Below are 6,933 nucleotides of genomic sequence, written 5' to 3' on the forward strand. Positions count from 1 at the left end.
GCGGGGGAGGGCGGGGGAAGGGGCCTAGGCCCGCGCCATGCCCTCGATCTGGCGCAGCAGCCGGTGCGGATCGAAGGGCTTGGGCAGGAAGGTGGTGCGCGTCGGCAGTTCGCTCTGCGGGATCGGCGCATTGCCCGACACGACGAACAGGACGGTCGGCGGGAAGCGTTCGCGGACGTAATGGGCGAGCTTCACGCCATCCATCGATCCGGGCATCTGCACGTCGGTCAGCACGACGCGGATCTCCTTGTGGGAATCGAGGATGGCGATCGCCGCCTCGGCATGGTCCGCCTCGAACACCCGCCATCCGGCGAGCGTGAAGAAATCGACGAGGTCGAAGCGGACTAACGCCTCATCCTCGACGATCAGGATCGTCCTGCTGCCGATCGGTCTGCTCTGACCCACGTTCAATTCCCGGTCACGATGGCGGCATCGCCGAGCCGCGCTGCCAGTTCGAACACCAAACCGTCCGGCCGATAGTCGGTTGCGGCCTTGCCGCTGAAATAGCTGCGCAGCGAGCGTTCGATCAGCACCGAGCCGAAGCCCTTGCGCAGCGGCGGCGTCACCGGCGGTCCCCCCGCCTCGCGCCAGCAGACCGACAGGCTGGCATCGTCGCCCTCTCCGTCGATCGACCAGGTGAGCGCGACATGGCCGGTGTCGTTCGACAGCGCCCCATATTTGGCGGCATTGGTCGCCAGCTCGTGCAGCGCGAGCGCGAAGGCGACGGTCAGTTCGGGCTTGAGCGTCACCGCCGGGCCGGACAGCCGGATGCGCTCGCCGATCCGGCCGTGGGGGGAAAGGGCGCGGGTCGCCAGTTCGCACAGATCGGCCGAGCGCCACGAGCGGCCGGTCAGCACGTCGGTGGCGGCGCCGAGCGCGACGAGCCGCGCCGACAGGCTGCGGCTCGCCGCCTCCGCCTCGGGAATGCCGCGCAACGTCTGCGCGGCGACCGACTGGACGACCGCCAGCACGTTCTTGAGCCGGTGCGCCAGCTCGTCGTTCATCAGCCGCATGTCGTCTTCGGCGCGGCGCCGGTCGCGGAAGTCGCGCGTCACCGTGGCATAGCCGATCAGCGCGCCGCTCGCATCGGTGATCGGGAAGACCGAATAGAGGACGGGGATCAGTTCGCCGGTGCCGAAATGCCGGAAATCGAGCGCGCCGGCCCAATGACCGTCGCGCGCCACCGCCGGCAGCACCGTGCGCGTCACCGTCCCGACCTGGTCGGGCGGGAAGAAGTCGGCGATGGTCAGCCGCGCGAGGTCGGCGCCGTCGAGACCGACGAGCCGCCGCGCCGCATCGTTGAGATAGAAGACGCTGCCGTCGGTCCGCGCCATGCCGATGAAGTCGGTGCTGTTCTCCGCCAGCCGGACGAAGCGGTCGCGGTCCTCCTCGCTGGCGCGCAAATTGGTGATGTCGCGCGAGACGGCGAGGATGCGATCGGGACGGCCGTCGGGCCCGGCGATCGGGCTGACCGCGACATGCCACCATCGCGGCGTGCCGCGATAGGTGTCGGCCTTGCCGACGAAGCTGCGTGCCGCGCCGCGCCGCGCCGCCTCGATCGCCGCCTCGGCCTCGGCCCGGCCGTCGCCCTGCCAGAAATCCGGCCAGGGACAGCCGGCGACCGCGTTGAAGTCGCCGACCTCCATCACGCGCTGCCCGCCGTCGCTCATGAAGGTCAGCCGGCCGTCGAGGTCGAGCACCGTGATACAGTCGGTCGAGCTCGCCAGCACGCCGGACAGGAAGGCCTGCCGCTCGACCGCCCGCCGCTCGCTTTCGACCAGCTCGGCATTGAGCCGCCGTGCGCGCCGCAGCGACCCGCGCAGCTCGGCGGTGAGGATGACGAGGCCGATCATCACGAGGAGGAACAGGCCGGCCGCGATCCATTGCTGGCGCGGCACCCAGGTGGGATGCGCGAACGTGCCGAGCGAGGCGATGCCGGTGGCGGTCGACAGGCCGGCGGCGAACAGCCCCGGCCCCTTGCCCGTGATCAGCGCGATGGCGATCGTCGCCGGGATGAACAGCAGCCACGGCAGCGTGTCCGGCACGAACAGCACGCGCCCCCCGCCCACCGCGAGGATGACCAGCGTCGCGAGCAGATATTGCGTCGTTCGCGACAGTTGCAGGCCGAGCGACCAGGCGACGATGCGGTCGAACACGCTGACAGGCTGGGAACGGATCATCCGGGCGTCCAAGAGCGGACAGGCCCCCTGGCACATCCTCCTGTGCCGCTTAGCAAATCCCGGCGCGATCGGGAATAAGGCCGGTGCGGGTCGGCGCACCGCCGGCGGCCATCGCGGCGCGCAGCCCGGCTGCATCGTGCAACCCGCTTCGCCCGGATGCGCGGCGATGGCCGGTCCCGTCAGGCCTCCTCGTTCGCCACCCGCTCGATCTCGACCGCGGAGAGGCGTGCGCCGGTCGACAGTTCGGCGAAGAAGCCGTCGCGTGCCTCGGCCGGCTGGTCGCGCAGGTAGCGGGCGCAGTCGCGGACGGTGCCGTCGAGTTCCTGCCGGTGCTGCGCCGTGCCGTCGTCTCCGTCGGGAAGGCGGCGATACAGCGTCGCTTTGTCGTTCAGCAATCCGGGCATGCGTCTCACTCCGTTCTACCGGCGCCCAACGGGCGACGGCCGCTGACGGGTCCCGGACCGGCGACTCAGCCGCGGCGCGTCTGGGCGATGCGGCGCATCTTCCACACTTCGGCGGCGATCACCGTCAGATTGGCGGCGATGAAACCCGACATGGCGATATAGATCGGCATCGTAACTCTCCGTTCACCCGAATGGCCGGTGGCGATGGACAGATCCGTGCAGCCGCAAAGGTTTACGCCGGGTGAGCGGCGGGCGATCGGGCCTCGTCCTGCGGCGAGCGGTGCTTTGCGCGCGATGATCGGCCACAGTCGCGGGCGCGGCTGTGCCACGGTGACGCAGGTCGAGGATCGGCCCGGCTTGCCAGCCGGCGGCGCGCCGACCACACAGGCGTCGGTCACTACGGACCGGCGCTCCGCCCCCGCTCCCGCGGGCCGGGGGCGGGGCGCCAAGGCGTTATCCTTCCCTTAACCATATGCGGCTAGGGTCGTCGGCGAGGCAATTCGGCCCCGGCGCCCCGCCTGCTTCTGTGTCACTACGGACGGCGGGGCGTCTTCATTCCGGCACCACCCAGTTCAACTCGTCCGCCGCGGCCTCGGCGGTCTTGCCGAGATGCCGGACGAAATTCTGGAAGATCGGCACGGTGAAGGTGACCAGCACCGGGTCCGCCTCGGGTTCGTTGAAGGTCAGCACGACGAAGCGCGTGCCCGTCTCGTCGACCATCAGGCCCGCTTCGATCGCGCCCGGGCCGCTGGGGGTGATGACGATCTCAGCCATGGTGTCTCTCCGCTCTCTGCTCGACGTGCCGGCCGTTCGCCATGATGATGTCCTTGTCCTGTGGTCGTCCGAGCCCCTTTCGCGGGCCGGCGCGTTGGCCTGTAGCGTCTGTGCGGGGATAAGGAGAACGGCAATGCGATTTGTGCAGATGGAGATGCTGCCGGCGGGCAAGGCTCTGGTCGATATCGACAAGCTCACCCATGCGGTGCCCGAGGGCGCGGGTTCGCGCCTGTTCCTCGGCGCGCAGCATCTCGACGTGCCGCATACGCTCGATGAACTGGAGAATGTGCTCGCCGGCCGCGATCGCCACGACGCGGGCGAGAGCAGCACCGCCGGCTTCGGCCGCCGCTGAGACCGCCGGCGCGCGGCGGTCGTCACGCACCCCATTCGGGGCCGTCCTCGTCCGGATAGAAAGCGTGCGGGTCATAGGGTTCGGATCGACGCGGCGGGCGCGCCGGCCGGGGCGGCGTCGCCGGCCGCTGCGATGACGGCGGCAGCGTCGGCGCGCCACCGCCGAAGCGCAGCCGGATGAATGCCGCCCCGCCGTCCAGCCCCTGGAAGATCGCCTCCGCCGCCTCGCCGCGCGCCAGTCGCGCGCCGATATAGGGCGCGCGTTCGGCGTTGAGATAGCCGAGCTGGACGCCGCGCGGGCTGACCACCGCGATGGCATTGGCGTCATGGGGGTTCTTCGGCTCGGGCCGCAGCGCGACCGGCTCGCCGGGGAGCGTCATCATCGCCTCGGAGCGGCGGTTGCCGCCGTCCGCATTGGGAAAGTCGATGCCGACGACGGCAAGCGTGAGTTCCTGCATGGCTATGGCGTAGCGCGGCGGCCCGGACCGGCCAACTTTCCCGGAGGCGGGCGGCGCGCAATTCGACGCTGGCGAGACCAACCCTGCGCAATGACAGGCGATATGACGCGGCCTATAGCGGTGTCGGGAGCGGTAACAGCCGCAGCCCGGCCGCGACGGCACGGGTGACGAGCAGGGAGAGGGTGATGATCCGGACACTGGCGCTGATCGGACTGCTGACCGCGACATCGGCCGCCGCGCCGCCCGCGGCGGAGGAGCGGCCGGCGATCACTGGCGTGTCGCACCTCGCCGTCTATGCGACCGATGCGGCGAAGACGCGCGACTTCTACACGCGGGTGCTCGGCGCGCGCGAGGGCCGGGATGTCGAGGATCCGGCGGGGACGCGCTATTATTTCGGTGCGCGCCAGTTCGTCGAGGTGCTGCCGCTGCCGCCCGGCCACGGGCCGAGCAGGCTCGCGCACGTCGCTTATGCGACCGCGGATGCGGCGGGATTGCGGGCCTGGCTCGCCCGCCACGGCAAGACCGACCTGTCGCCCGTCCAGCGCGGCGCGAACGGCGACCGCTGGTTCGCGACCCACGATCCCGAGGGCAATGAGATCCAGTTCGTCCAGGCGGCGGCCACCGACAATGCCGCCGTCCCGGGCGCGATCAGCGGCCGGATCATTCATGTCGGCTATGCCGTGCACGACCGGGCACGGCAGGACGACCTCTACCGCCGGCTGCTCGGTTTCCGCCCCTATTGGTTCGGCGCCTTCGATGCGAGCAAGGTCGACTGGATCTCGCAGCAGACGCCGGACGGGCGCGACTGGCTAGAATATATGATGGTCGGGCCCGGCTCCGACGTGCCGCTCGCCAAGGTCGATGCCAATCAGCTCGGCGTGCTCAACCATCTGTCGCTCGGCGTGCGCAACATGCAGGCGGCGGTGACGACGCTCTATCGCGAGAACCGGCTCAGCCCCCGCCACGACGGCCCGCAGATGGGGCTGGACGGCAAGTGGCAGGCGAATTTCTACGATCCCGACGGGACGCGGATCGAGCTGATGGAATTCGGCCCGGTGATGACACCGTGCTGCTCCGCCTTCACCGCCGACAGCCCGACCGGCTGACACGCGACGGGCCGCGCCGGCCCGGCGCGGCTCACACGATCGTGTTGCGGCGGACCACTTCCTTGTACCAGGCCGCGCTCAGCTTGGGCGTCCGCCGCTGCGTCTTGAAGTCGACGTAATGGATGCCGAAGCGTTTGCCATAGCCGTCCGCCCATTCGAAATTGTCCATCAGGCTCCACAGGAAATAGCCCTTGAGCGGATAGCCTTCGGCGACGGCGCGGCGGAACTGGCCGAGATAGTTGCGCAGATACATGATCCGGTCGACGTCATCGACCCGCCCGCCGGTGACCGGATCGTCGGCCGACGCGCCATTCTCCGACACGTACAGCGTCTTCGGCCGCCACAAGTCGCTGACCAGCCGCACGCCCCAATAGGCGACCTCCGGCGCGACGACGAGCCAAGGCGAGGCCATGCGCGGTGACGAGGCGATGTGCGGGATGACCGCATAGCCTTTCGCGCTGTCGTCGGCGCGCACCCATTCGGGCGTATAGATGTTGAGCGCGACGAAATCGAGCGGGCTGCCGATCGCCGCCATGTCGCCCGCCTGCACCTTGGGCGCCGCGGCGCCCTGTTCGGCGAGATAGCTGTCGAGATAGCGGCCTTCCATGATCGCGGTCAGGAACATCGCATTGCGTTCGCGGGTCGCGCGCTTGGCGGCGGCGATATGCTCGGCCGTCTCGATCGCCGGGATGTGCAGCGCGATATTGTCGGCGATGCCGACGCGGGTGCCGGCGCGCGCCTGCGCGCGGATCGCCTGCACGCCGAGGCCGTGCGCCAGCACGCCGTGATGGCGCACCTGGTTCACCCCCGCCGGCGGCAGCTGCAGCCCCGGCGCGTGGATGCCGCGCATATGGCCGAGATCGGTGAAGCAGGCGAGTTCGTTGACCGTCATGACGTCCTGCACGCGGTCGGACAGCGTCTTGGCCATGAAGCCGGCATAATCGGCGAAGGCGTATGCGGTGTCGCGATTCTGCCAGCCGCCGGGCAGGGCCGCCGGCAGATCCCAGTGGAACATCGTCACATAGGGCCGGATGCCGGCGGCGAGCAGGCCGTCGATCACGCGGTTGTAATAATCCACGCCCTTGGCGTTCGGCGTGCCGCGCCCGTCGGGGAAGATCCGCGACCAGGCGATCGACAGCCGGTAGCTGTTGACGCCCAGCCCCTTGAGCAGCGCGATATCGTCCCGGTAGCGGTGATAGCTGTCGCAGGCGACGTCGCCGGTATCGTTGTTGGCGACCTTGCCCGGCGTATGCGAGAAGACGTCCCAATTGGTCTGGCCGCGGCCGTCCTCGCGCACCGCGCCCTCGATCTGATAGGCGGCGGTCGCACAGCCCCAGCGGAAATCGCGCGGGAAGGAGAGATCGACCGGATCGGCCGCGGCGCGCTGCGTCAGCGCCAGCCCGGCGCCCGCGGTCAGTCCGCTTCGTAGCATGTCGCGGCGGTTCATCGGCTCTCTCTCCCTCGTCCCGCTCGTCGGCGGCACGCTCAGTTCGATACCTTTTGTCCGACGTTGTCAACCGTGTCGCGGCGGTTGCGGCGGCCTGCGCAGTGGACCGCCGCGATGACGCCCCGTACACCGGCGCATGGTCCAGGCTCCGCATCGCACCACGATCGTCGACGTCGCCCGCCACGCCGGCGTGTCGACCAAGACGGTGTCGCG

At 69.8% G+C, this 6,933-nt stretch carries 8 protein-coding genes; 2 read left to right on the forward strand and 6 right to left on the reverse strand.

Going from position 1 to position 6,933, the window contains the following annotated elements:
- Window positions 1–24: 24 nt before the first annotated feature.
- The 4 genes from BW41_RS16580 to BW41_RS16595 all read right to left on the reverse strand — a co-directional run bounded on the left by BW41_RS16580 (window position 25) and on the right by BW41_RS16595 (window position 3,358).
- Window positions 25–405 carry a response regulator gene (locus BW41_RS16580; RefSeq protein ID WP_037535789.1) on the reverse strand — a complete coding sequence of 127 codons (381 nt, stop codon included), beginning with the start codon at window positions 403–405 and terminating at the stop codon, window positions 25–27.
- Between the two features lie 2 nt (window positions 406–407).
- Window positions 408–2,180, reverse strand: coding sequence for a PAS domain-containing protein (locus BW41_RS20210; protein WP_235199811.1), 1,773 nt, complete (start codon window positions 2,178–2,180; stop codon window positions 408–410).
- Window positions 2,181–2,359: 179 nt separating this feature from the next.
- On the reverse strand, window positions 2,360–2,584 hold the full coding sequence (locus BW41_RS16590) for a hypothetical protein (protein ID WP_037535791.1): 225 nt from the start codon (window positions 2,582–2,584) through the stop codon (window positions 2,360–2,362).
- 552 nt (window positions 2,585–3,136) lie between these two features.
- On the reverse strand, window positions 3,137–3,358 hold the full coding sequence (locus BW41_RS16595) for a hypothetical protein (protein WP_037535793.1): 222 nt from the start codon (window positions 3,356–3,358) through the stop codon (window positions 3,137–3,139).
- A 133-nt stretch (window positions 3,359–3,491) separates the two neighbouring features.
- Between BW41_RS16595 and BW41_RS16600 the strand changes: the two genes are divergently transcribed.
- Window positions 3,492–3,710, forward strand: coding sequence for a hypothetical protein (locus BW41_RS16600; protein WP_152542386.1), 219 nt, complete (start codon window positions 3,492–3,494; stop codon window positions 3,708–3,710).
- Window positions 3,711–3,732: 22 nt separating this feature from the next.
- On the opposite strand, the gene BW41_RS16605 is transcribed toward BW41_RS16600, so the two are convergent.
- Window positions 3,733–4,167: an HIRAN domain-containing protein gene (locus tag BW41_RS16605; protein ID WP_037535797.1), complete on the reverse strand. Its 435-nt coding sequence runs from the start codon at window positions 4,165–4,167 to the stop codon at window positions 3,733–3,735.
- Between the two features lie 185 nt (window positions 4,168–4,352).
- On the opposite strand from BW41_RS16605, the gene BW41_RS16610 reads away from it, so the two are divergent.
- Window positions 4,353–5,273 carry a VOC family protein gene (locus tag BW41_RS16610; RefSeq protein ID WP_037535799.1) on the forward strand — a complete coding sequence of 307 codons (921 nt, stop codon included), beginning with the start codon at window positions 4,353–4,355 and terminating at the stop codon, window positions 5,271–5,273.
- Between the two features lie 31 nt (window positions 5,274–5,304).
- On the opposite strand, the gene BW41_RS16615 is transcribed toward BW41_RS16610, so the two are convergent.
- Window positions 5,305–6,720 carry a GH1 family beta-glucosidase gene (locus BW41_RS16615; RefSeq protein WP_037535801.1) on the reverse strand — a complete coding sequence of 472 codons (1,416 nt, stop codon included), beginning with the start codon at window positions 6,718–6,720 and terminating at the stop codon, window positions 5,305–5,307.
- Between the last annotated feature and the right edge of the window lie 213 nt (window positions 6,721–6,933).

Origin of the sequence: Sphingomonas sp. RIT328, from assembly GCF_000632225.1 — a bacterium.
In the GTDB taxonomy this organism is placed as follows: domain Bacteria; phylum Pseudomonadota; class Alphaproteobacteria; order Sphingomonadales; family Sphingomonadaceae; genus Sphingomonas; species Sphingomonas kyungheensis.

Excerpts from the sequence above, each read along its gene's own strand:
- BW41_RS16590 (WP_037535791.1), bottom strand. The coding sequence starts at position 2,584 with ATGCCCGGATTGCTGAACGACAAAGCGACGCTGTATCGCCGCCTTCCC.
- BW41_RS20210 (WP_235199811.1), bottom strand. The coding sequence starts at position 2,180 with ATGATCCGTTCCCAGCCTGTCAGCGTGTTCGACCGCATCGTCGCCTGG.
- BW41_RS16595 (WP_037535793.1), bottom strand. The coding sequence starts at position 3,358 with ATGGCTGAGATCGTCATCACCCCCAGCGGCCCGGGCGCGATCGAAGCG.
- BW41_RS16615 (WP_037535801.1), bottom strand. The coding sequence starts at position 6,720 with ATGAACCGCCGCGACATGCTACGAAGCGGACTGACCGCGGGCGCCGGG.
- BW41_RS16600 (WP_152542386.1), top strand. The coding sequence starts at position 3,492 with ATGCGATTTGTGCAGATGGAGATGCTGCCGGCGGGCAAGGCTCTGGTC.
- BW41_RS16605 (WP_037535797.1), bottom strand. The coding sequence starts at position 4,167 with ATGCAGGAACTCACGCTTGCCGTCGTCGGCATCGACTTTCCCAATGCG.
- BW41_RS16610 (WP_037535799.1), top strand. The coding sequence starts at position 4,353 with ATGATCCGGACACTGGCGCTGATCGGACTGCTGACCGCGACATCGGCC.